Origin of the sequence: Pedobacter kyonggii (assembly GCF_004310665.1) — a bacterium.
Classification (GTDB): Bacteria; Bacteroidota; Bacteroidia; order Sphingobacteriales; family Sphingobacteriaceae; genus Pedobacter; species Pedobacter kyonggii.
Map to the genome: position 1 here is coordinate 47,895 of NZ_SIXF01000026.1, position 17,561 is coordinate 65,455.

The following is a 17,561-nucleotide window of genomic DNA, read 5'->3' on the forward strand; positions in this document are numbered from 1 at the left end:
CTGAAGTGCAGCGAAGTGTTCCAAAGGAACTCCTTCGGTCGAAATGACGATATCATGCCTTAAGCTAATGCCTGCTCAATATCAGCTAAAATATCGTTGATATGCTCCAAACCAATTGATAAACGGATTGAACCTTGCTCAATACCAACTTCGTTACGTTGTTCTTCAGTAAGTTTGCTGTGCGTACTGGTAGCAGGGTGTGTTGCAATAGAACGGGTATCGGCCAAATTTGCTGAGATAGAGAACATTTCCAGACCGTCCATAAACTTACGTGCAGCATCAATACCGCCTTCAACCACAATGGTTACAATGCCACCACCCTGTTTCATTTGCTTTTTGGCAATATCGTACTGAGGGTGCGATGGTAAAAACGGATACTTTACGAGTTTAACTTTCGGGTGTTTTTCTAAATATTCTGCAACTTTCAAGGCATTTTCACAATGGCGGTCCATACGGATGGCCAAAGTTTCTAAACTTTTAGATAAAATCCATGCGTTAAAAGGCGATAACGCCGGTCCGCTGTGACGGGCAAAAGCAATCACATCTGCAATTAAACCTTTGGCACCTAAAATAACACCACCCAATACTCTTCCTTGTCCATCAATATATTTGGTAGCCGAGTGGATCGAAATGTGCGCACCATACTTAATCGGCTGTTGCAGATATGGTGTGGCAAAACAATTATCAACAACCAGTAATACATTGTGTTTTTTAGCCAGATTGCCCAAAAATTCCAGATCGATAATGTCGATACCAGGATTAGATGGCGTTTCTACAAAAATCATTTTGGTATTCGGTTTAATCAAAGCTTCCCAATCCTGGGGTTTATCCAGATCGGCATAATCGAAAGTTACGCCCCAGTTAGAAAAAACATTGGTTAATAATTGATGGGTAGAACCAAAAACCGATCTGCTCGAAACCAAGTGGTCGCCATTTTTTAAAAATGCACCAAATGTGGTAAAAATCGCGGCCATACCTGTTGCAGTGGCAAAACCATCTTCGGCACCTTCTAGCAGGCACATTTTCTCTATAAACTCTGATGTATTTGGATTTGAATAACGGCTATATACATTCCCTTCCTTTTCGTTAGCAAACAAAGCACGCATTTCTTCCGCATCTTCAAATTTATAACTCGAAGTAAGGTAAATTGGTGATGAATGCTCTTTATGTAAACTACGTTCGGTTTGAGTGCGTATAGCTATGGTTTCAAAATTTTCGGATTTCATTTTTAAGTATCAAGATTTGAGTATCAAGAGATGGTTATCAAGATTTAAGTATCAAGTATCAAGATGTGGTGTGAGCATAAAGTCGTCATCATAAATTTTAAGATGTGCTTCTCGATACTTGCTACTTGGTACTTTATACTTCTCTTTTGTTTATTTTGTAAGTAAAATTAATAGTCGCAGAGCGGCCTAAAATATTCGATACAGAGCAATATTTATCGAAAGTCATGGCTAATGCACGCTCAACTTTTTGAACGCTTAAATCGCCGAATAACTCGAAGTGAATATCGATTACATCAAAAATCGGTGGCATTTCTTCCTCTTTTCTGGTGGCGTTTATGGCGATTTTAATATCATCAAGTGGTTCCTTCTGCTTGGTTAATACATTTACCATATCAATACCGCTGCAGCCACCCAATCCAATCAATAACATCTCCATCGGTCTGAAACCTTTTCCTTCACCACCAATAGCAGCTTTTGCATCCAACTCTACAGTAAAACCGCTCTCGTTTTCTGCTTCAAAATTAAATTTACCGCTTTTGCGGATTAGATTTATGTTCATTTTGTATAGTATCAAGTATTGAGTATCTGGTATCAAGCCCCTAAGCCTTACCTTCCAACCTTCTACCTTAATTTAAATTTATTATTTAATCCCCTAGCATTTTTGCTATTCGAACGCCATGCGCCCAGCTTAAATACCATAAAATACTAAGTTATTTTCTTCCAGTTCAGGCAATTTAACCGGATGGTTAAAAAGTGCAAAAACCGACGAGCCGCTACCACTCATTAAAGCGAATGTTGCGCCTGCATCGTATAAACTGGTTTTTATTTGACGAATTTGGGGATACTTTGCGAATACCGATAGTTCGAAATCGTTGATAACCTTATTTTTCCATGTTGTTGGATGCAAATGTATAATTTCTTTTAATGATTGCAAAGGTTTTTGAGGTTTTACATGTGCGTAAGCATCAGCTGTACTCACATGTACAGGCGGTTTTACCAAAACTTTAAACCAGGCTGACAAATCTATTTCACACTTTTCAAATTCATCACCTTTATTAAATGCATAAACGGGTTTGTTCTCGATAAAAAAAGCACAGTCTGCCCCTAGCTGACGGGCGTAACCTTCCATCTGATCAACAGACATCCCCAAACTGAATTTCTCATTTAATAATTTGATCAAAAAAGCACAATCTGCCGATCCCCCACCCAAACCTGCACCAACAGGGATATTTTTCAATAAATTTATCCGCTGTGCAGGGATATCATAATCCTTCTTTACCAATTGGTAGGCTTTAAAACACAGGTTATCGTTCGGATCGCCAGGAATATCAATCCCATGAATCTTGCACGAAGTTACCACTGCATCGGTAATTTCGACCGAATCTTTAATATTGATCGGATAAAAAACGGTTTCGAGGTTGTGGTAACCATCAGCACGTTTTTCGGTGATATTTAAACCTAGGTTTATTTTTGCGTTGGGAAAAGATAGCATGTTAGTCCTGAGTCGTAAGTCGTAAGTCCATGGTGCCGAAACCAGCGGGGACTCATTGTGCAAACATACAAAAGTGTTTTTTACTGGGTTGGGTTTCTTTTCATTTTATATCTTCAGGCTTTTTGGAGCGCAATTGCAGTGATCATGGGTTACTTTGTTCCCGTGTTCCACTTTTACGCTTCGCTTCCTCGTACCTCGCTGCAGGATAACGCTGCACCTGGGGCTAAGGGGCCAGTTGCTACTGCTATTAATGAGTTGAAAAGCAAAACCGTAAATTTTAAACCTGGTTGCAGTGGAAAGCCCACAGCGAGGACTTGAAACGAAAAGCAGGACAGGTGGCTGCCATTAGCATAGCACATTCATTTCCAAAAAACAATTATCAGTACAATGTTAGTAAATGCTCAGTGTGCATAAAAATGATTCCGAACACCTGATAAATTTTAGATATTTGTAGTTAATTAATTATTTACAATTTAGAAGCCCCTTAAGGGGTTTGGGGTGTATGAAACAATATTTAGATTTAATGCAACATGTGCTTGGTCATGGCGCTCAAAAGCACGACCGTACCGGCACCGGAACAATAAGTGTTTTTGGTTATCAGATGCGTTTTAACCTTCAGGAAGGTTTTCCGATGGTGACGACAAAGAAACTGCATTTAAAATCTATTATACATGAGTTAATCTGGTTTTTAACCGGCGATACCAATATTAAATATTTAAAAGATAATGGTGTACGTATTTGGGACGAATGGGCCGACGAAAACGGCAACCTGGGACCGGTTTATGGTTCGCAATGGAGAAACTGGCCAACACCAGATGGGCAGCACATCGATCAGATTACCAATATCATCAATACGATAAAGAACAACCCCGATTCGCGCAGGATTATTGTTTCTGCATGGAACGTTGCTGAAATCGAGAATATGGCTTTGCCTCCTTGTCATGCATTTTTTCAATTCTATGTGGCCGATGGAAAGTTAAGCTGCCAGTTATATCAGCGCAGTGCGGATATTTTCTTGGGCGTACCTTTTAATATTGCATCTTACGCTTTATTAACCATGATGGTAGCGCAGGTGTGCGGCTTAGAAGCCGGAGATTTTATCCATACCCTTGGCGATGCACATTTATACAACAACCATATCGAACAGGCTAACCTACAATTAAGCCGCGAGCCTAAAGCATTACCAACCATGAAAATCAACCCAGATGTGAAAAGCATTTTTGATTTTAAGTTTGAGGATTTTAGCCTGGAGAATTACGAAGCGCATCCGCATATTAAGGGGATAGTGGCGGTGTAACCCCCCGCCCCCTGGAGGGGGAGCTAAAGACATGAGGGGAAAGATAGCAATAAAAATAAAATAATATAGAGATTAAGCACTACAAATGAACGATGGAAATTCAAGTTCTCCTTTAGGGGCGGAGGAGTTAAACGATAGAACGGAAAAGCCCCTTCAGGGGTTGGGGTTATCCATTGCCGTAGCTGTAGGCGAAAACTTTGCAATAGGCAAAAACAACCAGCTTTTATGGCATATGCCAGCCGATTTAAAGTTTTTTAAACAAACAACTTCGGGACACACGGTTGTGATGGGCCGCAAAACCTTCGATTCTGTGGGTAGACCATTACCTAACCGCAGGAATATTGTAATTACCAGAGATCCCAGTTTGAAAATAAACGGTGTTGAAGTAGTAAACAGCTTAGATGAAGCTTTGGAAATTACTCAAGCAGAAGAAAAACCCGTATTTATTGTCGGCGGGGCTGAAATTTACAGACAAGCATTGCCTAAAACTACCACACTTTATTTAACTACCATCCACCAAAATTTTGATGCAGATACTTTTTTCCCTGAAATTGACCGCAACGAATGGAAAGTAATCAGCATTGAAGCCCACAAAGCAAACGAAAAGAACAAATACGATTATACTTTTGAGGTTTTAGAGCGAATTTAACTCAATTAACCGCAAAGAACGTTGAGAACTTCGCAAAGAGCTCAAAGTTTTCTTATAAGCTATTCCGCTTCTTCCCTGCCATCGGGACTATCGGAGCCGAAGAAACCCAGGTATTCCTTTTCAATAAAATAGAGCTACAATGCATCTTTGTATCTAAGAACCCACATATGGAAAGATGCTTCGTACCTCAGCATGACAACAGAAAAAAGAATAAAACATTAATAGGACGGAACCAAGCCCAAAAGCTGCTACAATTGCTTTCCAAATCAATTTCATTCTAAATTTAGTTCTCCGAAATGAATTCTGCCTGATGAATCGCGAAGGATTATTGCCTGATAAAAATTAATGTTAATAAATTATCAATTAAGGGGTTCTATAATTTAAAAATTTAATTAGATTTGCCGACTTGTTAAAAAACAGCGAAAGACAAATTATTTTAAACAAACAATGCAAGGAAAAGGTTTTATTAAGTTTATAGCGATAGTATTGGCTATCGTTTGTGCGTACGCACTTTCTTTTACTTTGGTAGCATCCAAGGTAGAAAAAGACGCAAAAAACGCTGCGAAGGGTGATTTGGCCAAAGAAAAGGCTTACTTAGATTCGATGAGTGCCGTGAAAGTTTATCCTGTAGTTGGATTTACTTATCAAGAGGTAAAAGCGAAAGAGATTAATTTGGGTTTAGACTTAAAAGGCGGAATGAACGTAACGATGGAGATATCGTTAGCAGAGTTGGTAAAATCATTAGCGGGCAACCCTACTGATGCTAACTTTAACAAAGCAGTTCAGAACGCACAGATCCAGTTAAATGCCGGTGGTAAAGATTACATCAAAATTTTTGTTGATGAATTCGAAAAATTAAGCCCTGGAGTAAAACTTGCAGATTATTTTTCTAACCAGGATAACGCATCTCAGTTAAAACCTAGCGCAAGCAATGGCGATGTTGAATCTTTCTTGGAAAAAGAAGCTACTAGTGCTATCGATCGTTCATTTACAGTTTTACGTTCACGTATTGATGGTTTCGGTGTAGTTAGTCCGAACATGCAAAAACAAGAAGGTAGCAACCGTATCTTAATCGAAATGCCAGGTGTACAAGACAAAGAGCGTATTGCTAAACTTTTACAGGGTTCCGCAGAATTACAGTTCTGGCAGGTATACCAGGTACAAGAAGTTGCGCCATTATTAGAAAACATCAATAAAATTTTAGCGGCAACATTAAAAGCTGATGTGCCTGCAACTAAAGATACAACTACTGCTCCGGCTGCTGGTGGTAAATTAGCTGGGTTAGAAAAAGCTGCTGCTAAAGACACTACTGCTAAAGGAGGCAAACTTGCTGGTTTAGGTAAAAAAGATTCGAGCGCAGTTAAAGCTGAATTGATTAAATCTAACCCATTATATGCTGTTCTTAACCTTCCTATTTACCAAGGCGAAAACGGACAACAACAATTAATGCCTGGTGCAGTTGTTGGCATGTCGTTACAAAAAGATACTGCAAAGGTTAATGCTTATTTAAAACTTCCAGAAGTTGCTGCATCTATTCCATCTACGATGAAATTTATGTGGAGTGTTAAACCTAGAGAAGGTTCGAAAATTTTCGAACTATATGCTATTAAAGTGATTAGTGCTGATGGCAAACCAGATTTAGGTGGTGAGGCAATCAGCGATTCGCGTGCAGATTTTGATCAAAAAGGTAAACCAGAAGTAACCATGTACATGACCAGCGAAGGTTCTGCTAAATGGAAAAAAATTACTGCTGAAGCTGCTGCTGATCCAAACAACAAAAAATCTATTGCCATTGTATTAGATAACCAGGTTTATTCTGCTCCTACCGTACAGAACGAAATTGCTGGTGGTGTTTCATCAATCACTGGTAACTTTACTCAAGCAGATACTAAAGATTTATCTAACATCTTAAAAGCTGGTAAATTGCCTGCTCCCGCGCGTATTGCAGGTAGCTACGTAGTTGGTCCAACTTTAGGCGCACAAGCTATTCACGATGGCTTAATCTCATTCGTAATTGCCTTTATCGTAATTTTAATCTTCATGGCGTTGTATTATCACCGTGCAGGTTGGGTTGCTAACTTTGCATTGTTGATCAACTTATTCTTCATCATTGGTATCCTGGTATCACTTGGTGCAGTATTAACCTTACCTGGTATTGCTGGTATCGTATTAACCATTGGTTTATCGGTAGATGCAAACATCCTTATTTTTGAGCGTGTACGTGAAGAGCTTGCGCATGGCAAGAACACCGCTACAGCAATTAAAGAAGGTTTTAAACATGCAATGCCATCAATTATCGACTCAAACGTTACCTTATTTATTTTAGGTGCTATCCTTTACGTTTTCGGTAGCGGCCCGGTTCAAGGTTTCGCAACTACATTATGTATCGGTATCCTTTCTTCATTATTTGCAGCTGTAGCCATTTCAAGAGTAGTTTTCGAATCGTTATTAAACCGCAAAATCGATGTAAGTTTCGATAACAGCATTACCCGTAACGCATTTAAAAATATCAGTTTCGACTTCGTTGGCCGTCGTAAAATTTATTATGTAATCTCTACCATCATTATTATTGCTGGTATTGGTATGTATTTCAAAAATGGCGGATTAAACTTAGGTGTAGATTTTAAAGGTGGTAGAACTTATTTGGTTCACTTCGATAAAGCGGTTAACACTGAAGATTTAAAAGCTAAGTTAAACCCGGTTTTCGGTAACGAAACGCCTGAGGTTAAAACTGCAGGTGAAGATAGCCAGGTAAAAATCACTACTACTTTCCACATTGAAGATCAGGACATTAAAACTGATAAAGTTGTAGAAGATGCTTTAAACAAAGGTTTAGCGGGTTCTAAATATGAAATCGTAAGCTCGCAAAAAGTAACCCCGATTATCGCCAGCGATATCGTAAATGGTGCTTTCTACGCAGTATTGATCTCATGTTTATTCATGTTTATCTATATTGTAGTACGTTTCAAAAAATGGCAGTATGGTTTAGGTGCGGTAATCGCATTATTCCATGATGTGTTAATGGTATTATCTTTCTACACTATTTTGGATGGTATTATGCCATTCTCATTAGAAATCGGTCAGGATTTTATCGCGGCAATTTTAACGGTAATGGGTTACACCATGACAGAGACAGTTGTTGTATTCGACCGTATCCGCGAGAAATTAAAAGAATCTGGTAAAGAAGATTTACATGGCGAAGCGCGTAACAACTTAATCAATTTCGCGTTGAACAGTACATTAAGTCGTACCATCTTAACCTCATTAACCGTATTCTTCGTATTATTGGTAATCTTTATTTTCGGTGGCGATAGCATCCGCGGATTTATCTTCGCATTGTTAATCGGCCGTATCATCGGTACATATTCATCATTATGTATCTCTACTCCTATCGTAATCGATTTGGGTAGTTCAGCCGAGAAAAAATAAGAGATTATTTTTCTTAAAATATATGAGCGCTCCGATTTATCGGGGCGCTTTTTTTGTTTACGGCTTGCTGTCATGCTGAAGTACGAAGCATCTTTCACCTGTTGTGATGCTTAGGTATGAGATGAGTAATATTTCTTATTCTATCTTTTTTGAAAAGCAGTAACCCTGCTTCTTCGGTTCCGACAGCCCTGCTGTTCGTTTATCCCGATGAAGAATCGGGATGCTCACTTCCATCAGGTTTATTTAACCTCGGGCCGCAGCTTAAAACTTAAAAAACCCTCGTTCGTCATATCAACGTTATATATTCATTTTTAAGACAAAATAGCGGCCAAAACCTTATTCTCTAAACCTTTTGGCTATCTTTTTGTTACATTAATAATAGATAAAGCGATACAAAATGGATTTACAACTTCCTAAAAGCGAATACCCTAGAGTAGTTATAGTTGGCGGTGGATTTGGAGGAATTGAGTTAGCTAAACGTTTAAAAAACAAACCCTTTCAGGTGGTCATGCTAGATAAACATAACTACCATACTTTTCAACCCTTACTTTACCAGGTAGCTACAGGAGGCTTAGAAGCCGATTCGATCGCTTTCCCCCTAAGAAAGATTTTTAAAGGTCAAAAAAACCTGATTTTTCGCGTAACCAAGGTTACTGAAGTTAACGCAGCTGAAAACTGTTTACAAACAGATATCGGCAGAATTAATTACGATTATCTTGTTATTGCTACAGGTTCTACCAGTAACTTCTTTGGCAATAAAGAAATTGAGGCTAACTCTATGCCAATGAAATCCATCCCAGAGGCGCTGGATTTAAGAAGTTTGATTTTACAGAACTTCGAAAAATCGCTGATCGAAAAAGATTTAGATAAAAAGAGCGCATTATTAAACTTTGTTGTAGTTGGTGGTGGTCCTACAGGGGTTGAAACCTCTGGTGCTATTGCAGAGCTTAAAAAACACGTTATTCCGAACGATTATCCTGAAATGGATTTTAGCAAGGTAAACATTTACCTTATAGAAAATTCGCCTGAATTATTAGGTGTAATGTCGCCACAGGCGCAGAAAAAAGCGAAAGATTTCCTTACTGATATGGGCGTTCAGATCATGAACGAAACGAGGGTAATGGGTTACGACGGACATACCCTTACCTTGCAGGATAAAGCACCAATTTTAAGTTCTACCGTAATTTGGAGTGCTGGTGTTAAGGGCGAAGTTTTAGGTGGTTTAGACAAGGCAGAAATTGTTCGTGGCGGCCGATTGAAAACTGATACGCAGAATTTAGTGATAGGTTATCAAAATGTTTATGCCATTGGTGATGTGGCCGCTATTATTGATGAAGAAACACCAAACGGTCACCCAGGGGTTGCACCTGCCGCCATACAACAAGGGCACCATCTGGCCAAAAACCTGATCAACATTAAAGAAAATAAACCTTTAGAGAAATTTAAATACTTCGATAAAGGCTCAATGGCTACAGTAGGTAGAAACAAAGCCGTTGTAGATATGGGAAAAATCCGCTTTCAAGGCGTTTTTGCATGGTTTACCTGGATGTTTGTACACTTAATGACTTTGGTAGGTTTCAGAAACAAGATTATTGTTTTTGTAAATTGGGTTTGGAGTTATTTCAGCTACGACAGAGGAACCCGTTTAATTATCAGAACCTTTGCAAAAGACCGTAGCGTTGATTACCGGGATGAAGCACCAACATTAAAAGAAGAAGTTAAGGCATCTTAGTCTTTAGTCTTTAGTCTTTAGTCTTTAGTCTTTAAGGTAACTTTGACGATAAAAAATTTGTTTCCTTTTTCTTCTTTTCTTTGCGAAAAACTTTGCGCATTTTGCGGTTAAACCAAAAATATGAGCCAAAAAAACTTCAAATTAGTAGAATGTCCACGCGATGCGATGCAAGGACTACACGATTTTGTTCCAACTGAACTTAAGGCCGAATATTTAAACCTATTGCTGCAGGTTGGTTTTGATACACTCGATTTTGGAAGTTTTGTGTCACCTAAAGCCATTCCACAAATGGCCGATACAGCCCAAGTTTTAGCACAATTGGATTTGAGCAACACGGCAACTAAACTCTTGGCTATTGTAGCCAATTTAAAAGGAGTAGAGAACGCTATAAAGCATGAGGCAGTCGATTACCTTGGTTTCCCTTTTTCGATCTCAGAAACGTTCCAACAGCGTAATACCAATTCAAGCATCGCACAATCATTAAACACGGTTGAGGAAATGCTTTCTTTATGCGTAAAAAACAACAAGAAAGCGGTTGTTTACTTATCGATGGGTTTTGGAAATCCTTATGGCGACGAATGGAATTATGAAATTGTAGAAAAATGGGCTGATGTACTGGTGAGTAAAGGTGTAGAGATTTTATCGTTAGCTGATACTGTAGGTGTTTCCACACCAGAAAAGATAGAAAGCATATTACCTAAACTTATTTCGAGGTTTAACCATACAGAGATCGGCATCCATCTGCACTCTACCCCTGCCGAAAGACTCGAAAAGATAGCCGCTGCTTATCATTCGGGAGTAAAACGCATTGATTCGGCTTTAAAAGGCTTTGGTGGCTGCCCCATGGCTGCAGATGACCTCACAGGTAATATTGCTACCGAAGATGTAATTGGCTATTTGAATGCTAAGGGAGAAAATCTCAACCTTGATATGGATAAATGGAACGAGGCAATGGCTTTGTCAGGGAAGATATTTGGATAGTTTTGTTGTGAGTGATCGTCATTGCGAGGCACGAAGCAATCCTACTACTATAGGTGGGAATTTAAACCACTAAATTACCCCCATGCCTAGCGATCGCTTTAAGATTGCTTCGTTCCTCGCAATGACGGAATCTACGAATCCAATTCATCATATAAATCAACCCAATTTGGATTCTCTGAAGCAACTAAATCTATTTTCTGTTGGCGGCTTCCACGTTTAATTCTCTTTTCTTCATCAATGGCTTCTTCGATATTTGGAAAGAATGTGTAATAAACTAGCTTATAGCATTTATATTTTGAAGTAAAGCTTTTTGGAAATTCATTGTTTTTATGTTGCCAAACCCTACCCTGTAAGTCTGAAGTTACTCCAGTATAAAAAACAGTGTTAAAAGAATTTGCCATGATATAAACGCATCCTCCTCTTTCCATTATAGTTTAGTTAGTAATTTGGTAATTGTTAGATCGTCATTGTGAGGCACGAAGCAATCCTACTACTATGGGTGGGAATTTAAACCACTAAATTACCCTATGCCTAGCGATCGCTTTAAGATTGCTTCGTACCTCGCAATGACGGTTTTTCGTTGAATGCGCTATGCTTTCCTGTGTTTCTTTGGCAAATTGTCCCTAAACTTTTTTCACCATTTTAAAGTGTTGTATCCCAGCCTCCTCAAATTGCTCTCCCTCTGCTACAAAACCAAATTTAGCATACAAACTCATGGCATCTAACTGCGAGTTCAGGTAAATATAATGCGCATCTTCTGGCAAATCAGATAAAGCCTCGGCAATTAACGCACGGCCAACACCCTGCCCTCTAAAATCTTTTAAAACTGCGAAACGTTCCAGCTTATAACCATTATCCGTTTTACGCCACCTGCAGGCACCGCAAGGCTGGCCGTTATTGGTTGCCAGAAAATGTATAGAATCATCTTCATGCTCCCATTCCAATTCTGGTGGGCAATTCTGTTCGTCTACAAATACAATCTTACGGATCGCAAATACTTTATCTAAATCTTCGGGATGGTTAACTTTTTGAACGTGCAGACTCATTATCGTGGTGTTTAAAGTGTTTATTCGATTTTAATTTCGATTCATTTAGCTCTTTCGCTACATCTATCGAATGTGAACAATGAATATCGGCCTCTTTTTTGGCAAGTGTGGCAATCGCAACGTAAAATTTATGTAACTGATCCAGTTCTTTTTCACTCAAATCTTCTATATCAACCATCCGGTTACTTGCACCCTGCTGCGCGGCAATCAATTCATTCAATTTTAACTGAATGGCCTTACCATCTTTATTCTGTGCCTTTTGGATTAAAAAAACCATCAAAAAGGTGATAATTGTTGTGCCTGTGTTTATTACCAATTGCCAGGTTTCAGAATAATCGAAAAGTGGGCCTGTAACCGCCCAAATAACTACGATGGCCGTTGCCGCTATAAATGCAACAGAGCTACCCGTAAATTTGGTTGCCACATTGGCAAATTTCTCAAAAAAATTATTTCTTTTGGTATCGTTCTTAGATTTTGCCATTACAATTTGTTTGCTTAAATATAACCATAAAACAAACAAAAGCGCCATAAGTTTTTAAACCCATGGCGCTTTTGTTTCAATTGAAAGGCTGGAAAGTTGAAAGGTTTCAGTGTTACAACATTACAACTTTATACCCCTTGCAACTCCTTATAACTTATCGTTAACGTTGATGCAGTTTAGATCTTCGAAAGCAGTAGTTAAACGTTTCACAAAAGTTTCTTCACCTTTACGCAACCAAACGCGTGGATCGTAATATTTTTTATTTGGTTTATCATCGCCATCAGGATTACCAATCTGACCTTGAAGATAAGCTTCATTCTTTTTGTAATATTCTAAAATACCTTCCCAAAACGCCCATTGCATATCAGTATCGATATTCATTTTAATTGCACCATAAGAAATAGCTTCTCTGATTTCTTCCTGAGTAGAACCAGAACCACCATGGAATACGAAGTTGATTGGTTTCTCTGCAGTTAAGCTGAATTTTTCTTTGATAAAATCCTGAGAATTTTTCAAAATTACCGGTTGCAATTTTACGTTACCTGGCTTATAAACACCGTGTACATTACCAAAAGCAGCAGCAACTGTAAAACGAGGAGAAACTTTACTTAATTCTTCGTAAGCATAAGCCACTTCGCTAGGTTGAGTATATAATTTAGAGCTATCTACATCGCTATTGTCAACACCATCTTCTTCACCACCTGTAACACCAAGTTCGATTTCGATAGTCATGTTCATTTTAGCCATGCGTGCTAAGTATTTAGCAGAAATTTCCATGTTTTCTTCAATCGACTCTTCCGATAAATCCAACATATGTGATGAAAACAAAGGTTTTCCAGTTTCAGCGAAGAATTTTTCGCCGTGGTCTAAAAGTCCATCAATCCAAGGCAATAATTTTTTAGCGGCGTGGTCGGTATGTAAAACCACAGCAACACCATAATGCTCTGCCAATAAATGTACATGTTTAGCTGCCGATACAGCACCTAAAATACATGCTTGCAATTTCTCATTATCTAAAGATTTGCCTGCATAAAACTGTGCACCTCCATTAGATAGTTGAATCATAACAGGCGAATTTACTGCCTTAGCAGTTTCCAATACCGCATTAACCGTATTTGTACCGGTTACGTTAACTGCTGGTAAAGCAAACTGATGTTTTTTAGCCTGCTCAAACAATTCTTGAACGGCATCTCCGTAAATTACGCCTTTGTAGCCTTTTAAACTCATTTCTTGTTAATTTTATTAAGTCCGAAGTTATAAAAAAAAATAACATTCCAAGCTTTTCTAACAACAGAATTATTTGCCTAACAGCAAAATAAGGCCTATTTAGTGTAAAAAACACGTTATCCTTAGTGTAAAAAAGACACACTTAAGTAGCAGTTAACAGTAGCCCGAGCCGAGTTTTCAATTACCTATCTAATGCTTGCATTATTGCCAATCGACTATTAACCAACTCACCATTGACTATTTTTACATCTAATAAGGGGCGACTTTATTTTATTTTTCGTTTCTTTGCAATCCAATTCTTCAAAAAATTATATGGCTTGGTTTAAGAGAGAAAAAAAAGGTATCATCACCACAACAGAGGAGAAAAAAGAAGCACCAGATGGTTTGTGGAATAAATGTCCAAATTGTAAAAAACCGCTACATCAGGCAGAACTTCAGGAAAACAAATACGTTTGTCATTACTGCGATTATCACCTGAGAGTAGGCTCAAAAGAATATTTCGAGGTTTTATTTGATAATAACGAGTTTAAAGAGCTGTTTCCTAACTTAACATCAGGCGATCCTTTAAACTTTAACGATAATAAACCTTATACTGATAGAATTAAAGAAAGCCAGGCTAAAACAGGCTTAAAAGACGCTATCCGTGCCGGTGTTGGTAAAATTGAGGGACAAGACCTCGTAATTGCCTGTATGGATTTTGCTTTTATCGGCGGTTCGATGGGTTCAGTTGTGGGCGAAAAAATTGCAAGGTCGATCGATTACAGCATTAAACATAAAGTTCCGTTCCTAATGATCTCAAAATCAGGTGGTGCACGTATGATGGAAGCCGCATTTTCATTAATGCAAATGGCCAAAACATCAGCCAAACTTGCCTTATTAGGTCAGGCTAAAGTTCCATATATCTCTTTATTAACCGATCCAACTACTGGAGGAGTAACGGCATCATACGCCATGTTAGGCGATATTAATATTGCAGAACCAGGCGCGCTGATCGGCTTTGCCGGTCCGCGGGTAATTAAAGAAACCATTAAAAAAGATTTACCGAAAGGTTTCCAAACTTCAGAATTCGTTCTTGAACACGGTTTCCTCGATTTCATTGTAGATAGAAGAGCCATGAAAGCTAAATTGGGCGCTTTTATTAAAATGATGAACAACTAGTTGGTTCGAAAGTTCATTAGCCATTAGTTCATTGGTCTGCGTGCCAAAAAAATGAATTCATAATACTTAGAAAAGCAGGGCTTGAATAACTTCGGTTAGTTCAGTCCTGCTTTTTTCTTCTCCCGATTTTACATCGGGACCGCGGCAATCAGGTTTAGTTAATATGGGCCGGTGGTTCTTTGCTATGGTAGTTCCTAACAGGTGCATTAAGTTATGTAGGCACAAACTTTAAAATCCCCACAATCTTTCCGAAGAACGCATCCGGCATCAGAAGATTTGGAAGCAAATGCAAATAAATCTTTGTTGCAGTTCATTTCAATAAACACTGAACAAGAAATCCTACGAGTGCAGCAGAAACAAACAAAAACCACTATCCTTCACACGGCTTAGGATTGCACCTAAAGATTTATTTAGGATTTGCGACAAAGGTTCGCAAGCCTTGATTTTTGCTCCACTTTTTAGAAAAAGGGGAAAGCCCGTCTGGCTAAGACAAAAACACCGCAATTTTTCTTATTTTTAAACTAACCAAACCATAACTAAAATGAAAAAGTTATTCCTATTAATCTCCCTGATCAGCGTTACGCTCGCTATACATGCGCAGGAGAAAAAAGCCAAAACCCCTTATGATGAAGCCTTAGCTAAAAAGCTTGGTGCCGACAACTACGGCATGAAAATGTATGTTCTGGTTATGCTGAAATCGGGTACAAACACCACAGAAACAAAAGCCAAAACAGATAGTTTATTTGCCGGACATATGGCAAACATGGGTAAAATGGTAGAGATGCAAAAACTGGTAGTTGCCGGCCCGATGGGTAAAAACGGCAAAAATTACCGTGGTATTTTCGTTTTAAACACCAAATCCATTGAGGAAGCAAAACAATTATTAGAAAGCGATCCGGCCATAAAAGCCAAATTACTGGAACCAGAATTATACAATTGGTATGGCTCTGCAGCACTAGCTGAGTATTTGCCATTTCATGATAAGATCCAGAAGAGCAGTTTTTAGGATTGTTTGCCACGGAAGCACGGAAGGCACAGAGAAATTAACATAGTGAGGTCAGATGTTACCATCTGACCTTTTCAGCTTAGTGAATTATTAAAGGATTCAATTTGTGAGAATGCCACGGCGATGAAAAATCGCCTCGCAATGACGATCCTACTTACTGCAACATTTCCATTAATATCCTTCAACCCTACTCCTTATTTCATAAATTAGCTTATCAAATAAATCAACCCTAACTAATTATGAATAAAAAACTACTATTTTCTGCGCTATTGCTGTGCACTTCGACCTGCATATTTGCGCAAGACAAAAAAATAATCGACAATATTGTTAAAGAAGTGAACGAAAACTCTCAATTAGAGAAACTCGCACACGAACTTTTAGATGTTGTAGGGCCACGTTTAGTTGGTTCACCACAAATGAAACAGGCCAATGATTGGGCTGTAAAAAAATATAGCGATTGGGGCATCTCAGCAAAAAATGAAAAATGGGGCGAATGGGCTGGCTGGGAAAGAGGTATTACGCATATTGATTTAATAAGTCCACGGGTTAGAACCTTAGAAGGTACACAATTGGCCTGGAGCCCATCTACAAACGGTAAAACCATTAATGCAGAAGCGATTATTCTTCCGCAAATTACAGATTCGGTATCTTTTCAAAAATGGTTACCAAATGTAAAAGGTAAAATCGTATTGATTTCGATGAATCAACTATCTGGCAGACCAGAAAAAAACTGGGAAGAATTTGCCACCAAAGATCTGTTCGAGAAATTTAAAAAAGAAAAAGCTGATGCCGCTAAAACATGGACAGCTAGTATAGCAAAAACGGGTTTAACAGCAAAAACACTTCCTGTAGCGATAGAAAATGCAGGTGCAGTAGCGGTAGTGATCAATAACTGGTCGCAAGGTTTTGGCGTAGATAAAATTTTTGGCGCAAATACTAAAAAGGTCCCTACTTTAGATTTATCTGTTGAAGATTACGGTTTGGTTTACCGCTTGGCTTTAAATGGCGATAAACCTAAGTTAAGAATCGAAGCAGATGCTAAGAAGTTGGGCGTAGTACCAACTTTTAATACCATAGCTGAAATAAAAGGCACACAGAAACCAAAGGAATATGTGATGCTTTCGGCACATTTCGATTCGTGGGATGGTGCAAGCGGTGCTACCGATAATGGTTCTGGTACCATTTTAATGATGGAAGCCATGCGCATTCTAAAAAAAATCTATCCTAACCCTAAACGTACCATTTTGGTTGGCCATTGGGGAAGTGAAGAGCAGGGCTTAAATGGCTCAAGGGCCTTTGTAGAAGATCATCCGGAAATTGTAAGCAATCTTCAGGCCCTGTTTAACCAGGATAACGGCACAGGCCGGGTAGTGAATATTGGAGGACAAGGCTTTGCTAAATCAAAAGATTACATTACCCGTTGGTTGGCTGCAGTACCAGATACCATTAAAAACCAGATCAAAACCAATTTCCCCGGGTCGCCTGGTGCAGGAGGTTCTGATTTTGCTTCTTTTGTTGCTGCCGGAGCCTTGGGTTACTCGTTAAGCTCTACCAGCTGGGACTATGGAACATACACCTGGCACACCAACCGCGACAGTTACGACAAGTTGGTTTTCGACGAAATCAGAAGCAATGTAATTTTAGCTGCCATTATGGTTTATATGGCCTGCGAAGATCCTGAGAAAACCTCAACTGAAAAAGCAACAGATTTACCTGTAAACGAACGCACCGGAAAGCCAGCAACCTGGCCGGTACAAACCAAATCGAATAGAAAGGGTGGATTGTAAATAAAAATTTTGAAACCTATTACAAAAGAGCATTTGGAAACAGGTGCTCT

Annotated in this window: 15 protein-coding genes; 8 read left to right on the forward strand and 7 right to left on the reverse strand. The window is 38.9% G+C overall.

Going from position 1 to position 17,561, the window contains the following annotated elements:
- Positions 1 to 59: 59 nt before the first annotated feature.
- The 3 genes from EYS08_RS19980 to ispE all read right to left on the reverse strand — a co-directional run bounded on the left by EYS08_RS19980 (position 60) and on the right by ispE (position 2,718).
- The gene (locus EYS08_RS19980) at positions 60 to 1,226 is read right to left on the reverse strand and encodes a trans-sulfuration enzyme family protein (protein ID WP_131031768.1); all 1,167 of its coding nucleotides are present in this window, start codon (positions 1,224 to 1,226) and stop codon (positions 60 to 62) included.
- 133 nt (positions 1,227 to 1,359) lie between these two features.
- Complete coding sequence (locus EYS08_RS19985) at positions 1,360 to 1,785, reverse strand: OsmC family protein (protein ID WP_131031769.1); 426 nt, start codon at positions 1,783 to 1,785, stop codon at positions 1,360 to 1,362.
- A 129-nt stretch (positions 1,786 to 1,914) separates the two neighbouring features.
- Complete coding sequence (gene ispE, locus EYS08_RS19990; RefSeq protein WP_131031770.1) at positions 1,915 to 2,718, reverse strand: 4-(cytidine 5'-diphospho)-2-C-methyl-D-erythritol kinase; 804 nt, start codon at positions 2,716 to 2,718, stop codon at positions 1,915 to 1,917.
- Between the two features lie 502 nt (positions 2,719 to 3,220).
- On the opposite strand from ispE, the gene EYS08_RS19995 reads away from it, so the two are divergent.
- From EYS08_RS19995 to EYS08_RS20015, 5 genes are all read left to right on the forward strand, one after another.
- A complete protein-coding gene (locus tag EYS08_RS19995) occupies positions 3,221 to 4,015 on the forward strand; it encodes a thymidylate synthase (protein WP_131031771.1) in 795 nt (264 codons plus the stop codon).
- Between the two features lie 85 nt (positions 4,016 to 4,100).
- Positions 4,101 to 4,664, forward strand: a complete 564-nt coding sequence (locus EYS08_RS20000) for a dihydrofolate reductase (RefSeq protein ID WP_131031772.1) — start codon at positions 4,101 to 4,103, stop codon at positions 4,662 to 4,664.
- A 447-nt stretch (positions 4,665 to 5,111) separates the two neighbouring features.
- A complete protein-coding gene (gene secDF, locus EYS08_RS20005; protein WP_131031773.1) occupies positions 5,112 to 8,093 on the forward strand; it encodes a protein translocase subunit SecDF in 2,982 nt (993 codons plus the stop codon).
- Positions 8,094 to 8,490: 397 nt separating this feature from the next.
- Complete coding sequence (locus tag EYS08_RS20010; RefSeq protein ID WP_131031774.1) at positions 8,491 to 9,825, forward strand: NAD(P)/FAD-dependent oxidoreductase; 1,335 nt, start codon at positions 8,491 to 8,493, stop codon at positions 9,823 to 9,825.
- A 120-nt stretch (positions 9,826 to 9,945) separates the two neighbouring features.
- Positions 9,946 to 10,806, forward strand: coding sequence for a hydroxymethylglutaryl-CoA lyase (locus EYS08_RS20015; protein ID WP_131031775.1), 861 nt, complete (start codon positions 9,946 to 9,948; stop codon positions 10,804 to 10,806).
- 131 nt (positions 10,807 to 10,937) lie between these two features.
- Here EYS08_RS20015 and EYS08_RS20020 read toward each other — a convergent pair whose 3' ends face one another.
- The 4 genes from EYS08_RS20020 to fbaA form a co-directional block, all read right to left on the reverse strand.
- Complete coding sequence (locus tag EYS08_RS20020; RefSeq protein ID WP_165456524.1) at positions 10,938 to 11,234, reverse strand: GIY-YIG nuclease family protein; 297 nt, start codon at positions 11,232 to 11,234, stop codon at positions 10,938 to 10,940.
- 195 nt (positions 11,235 to 11,429) lie between these two features.
- Positions 11,430 to 11,852 carry a GNAT family N-acetyltransferase gene (locus tag EYS08_RS20025; protein ID WP_131031776.1) on the reverse strand — a complete coding sequence of 141 codons (423 nt, stop codon included), beginning with the start codon at positions 11,850 to 11,852 and terminating at the stop codon, positions 11,430 to 11,432.
- Complete coding sequence (locus tag EYS08_RS20030) at positions 11,827 to 12,333, reverse strand: low affinity iron permease family protein (RefSeq protein ID WP_131031777.1); 507 nt, start codon at positions 12,331 to 12,333, stop codon at positions 11,827 to 11,829. The genes EYS08_RS20025 and EYS08_RS20030 overlap by 26 nt, the downstream gene beginning before the upstream one ends.
- Before the next feature lie 147 nt (positions 12,334 to 12,480).
- The gene (fbaA, locus tag EYS08_RS20035) at positions 12,481 to 13,560 is read right to left on the reverse strand and encodes a class II fructose-bisphosphate aldolase (protein ID WP_029276269.1); all 1,080 of its coding nucleotides are present in this window, start codon (positions 13,558 to 13,560) and stop codon (positions 12,481 to 12,483) included.
- Positions 13,561 to 13,872: 312 nt separating this feature from the next.
- On the opposite strand from fbaA, the gene accD reads away from it, so the two are divergent.
- The 3 genes from accD to EYS08_RS20050 all read left to right on the forward strand — a co-directional run bounded on the left by accD (position 13,873) and on the right by EYS08_RS20050 (position 17,511).
- Entirely contained in the window at positions 13,873 to 14,718 is an 846-nt protein-coding gene (gene accD / locus EYS08_RS20040; RefSeq protein WP_057933455.1) for an acetyl-CoA carboxylase, carboxyltransferase subunit beta, read from the forward strand.
- Positions 14,719 to 15,259: 541 nt separating this feature from the next.
- Positions 15,260 to 15,724: a YciI family protein gene (locus EYS08_RS20045; protein ID WP_131031778.1), complete on the forward strand. Its 465-nt coding sequence runs from the start codon at positions 15,260 to 15,262 to the stop codon at positions 15,722 to 15,724.
- A gap of 239 nt (positions 15,725 to 15,963) precedes the next feature.
- Complete coding sequence (locus EYS08_RS20050) at positions 15,964 to 17,511, forward strand: M20/M25/M40 family metallo-hydrolase (RefSeq protein ID WP_131031779.1); 1,548 nt, start codon at positions 15,964 to 15,966, stop codon at positions 17,509 to 17,511.
- The last annotated feature ends 50 nt before the right edge of the window (positions 17,512 to 17,561 follow it).

Bases quoted from the DNA above. Each gene is read 5' to 3' on its own strand.
- EYS08_RS20025 (WP_131031776.1), bottom strand. From the start codon at position 11,852: ATGAGTCTGCACGTTCAAAAAGTTAACCATCCCGAAGATTTAGATAAA.
- EYS08_RS20050 (WP_131031779.1), top strand. From the start codon at position 15,964: ATGAATAAAAAACTACTATTTTCTGCGCTATTGCTGTGCACTTCGACC.
- accD (WP_057933455.1), top strand. From the start codon at position 13,873: ATGGCTTGGTTTAAGAGAGAAAAAAAAGGTATCATCACCACAACAGAG.
- ispE (WP_131031770.1), bottom strand. From the start codon at position 2,718: ATGCTATCTTTTCCCAACGCAAAAATAAACCTAGGTTTAAATATCACC.
- fbaA (WP_029276269.1), bottom strand. From the start codon at position 13,560: ATGAGTTTAAAAGGCTACAAAGGCGTAATTTACGGAGATGCCGTTCAA.
- EYS08_RS19995 (WP_131031771.1), top strand. From the start codon at position 3,221: ATGAAACAATATTTAGATTTAATGCAACATGTGCTTGGTCATGGCGCT.
- EYS08_RS19985 (WP_131031769.1), bottom strand. From the start codon at position 1,785: ATGAACATAAATCTAATCCGCAAAAGCGGTAAATTTAATTTTGAAGCA.
- EYS08_RS20015 (WP_131031775.1), top strand. From the start codon at position 9,946: ATGAGCCAAAAAAACTTCAAATTAGTAGAATGTCCACGCGATGCGATG.
- EYS08_RS20020 (WP_165456524.1), bottom strand. From the start codon at position 11,234: ATGGAAAGAGGAGGATGCGTTTATATCATGGCAAATTCTTTTAACACT.
- EYS08_RS20000 (WP_131031772.1), top strand. From the start codon at position 4,101: ATGAACGATGGAAATTCAAGTTCTCCTTTAGGGGCGGAGGAGTTAAAC.
- EYS08_RS19980 (WP_131031768.1), bottom strand. From the start codon at position 1,226: ATGAAATCCGAAAATTTTGAAACCATAGCTATACGCACTCAAACCGAA.
- EYS08_RS20010 (WP_131031774.1), top strand. From the start codon at position 8,491: ATGGATTTACAACTTCCTAAAAGCGAATACCCTAGAGTAGTTATAGTT.
- EYS08_RS20030 (WP_131031777.1), bottom strand. From the start codon at position 12,333: ATGGCAAAATCTAAGAACGATACCAAAAGAAATAATTTTTTTGAGAAA.
- secDF (WP_131031773.1), top strand. From the start codon at position 5,112: ATGCAAGGAAAAGGTTTTATTAAGTTTATAGCGATAGTATTGGCTATC.
- EYS08_RS20045 (WP_131031778.1), top strand. From the start codon at position 15,260: ATGAAAAAGTTATTCCTATTAATCTCCCTGATCAGCGTTACGCTCGCT.